Genomic DNA, 215 nt, shown 5'->3' with positions numbered 1-215 from the left:
CAACGAATAGATCGTAAGGTCAAGTTAGAAAGAGCATCCGGTGGATGCCTTGGCACCAAGAGCCGATGAAGGACGCGATAAGCTGCGATAAGCTATGGGGAGTGGCAAATACACTTTGATCCATAGATTTCCGAATGGGGAAACCCGCTAAGATAACCTCTTAGCATTCTAAGGTGAATTCATAGCCTTAGAAAGGAATACCGGGGGAACTGAAA

At 46.0% G+C, this 215-nt stretch carries 1 rRNA gene; it reads left to right on the top strand.

Going from position 1 to position 215, the window contains the following annotated elements:
- Positions 1-17: 17 nt before the first annotated feature.
- Positions 18-215: ribosomal RNA gene (locus PEPTYR26121_RS09110) — 23S ribosomal RNA — on the top strand; the annotation flags it as partial.

It is taken from the genome of Aedoeadaptatus nemausensis (assembly GCF_903819165.1).
Lineage (GTDB): Bacteria > Bacillota > Clostridia > Tissierellales > Peptoniphilaceae > Aedoeadaptatus > Aedoeadaptatus nemausensis.
This window is presented reverse-complemented; position numbering and strand designations above follow the sequence as displayed.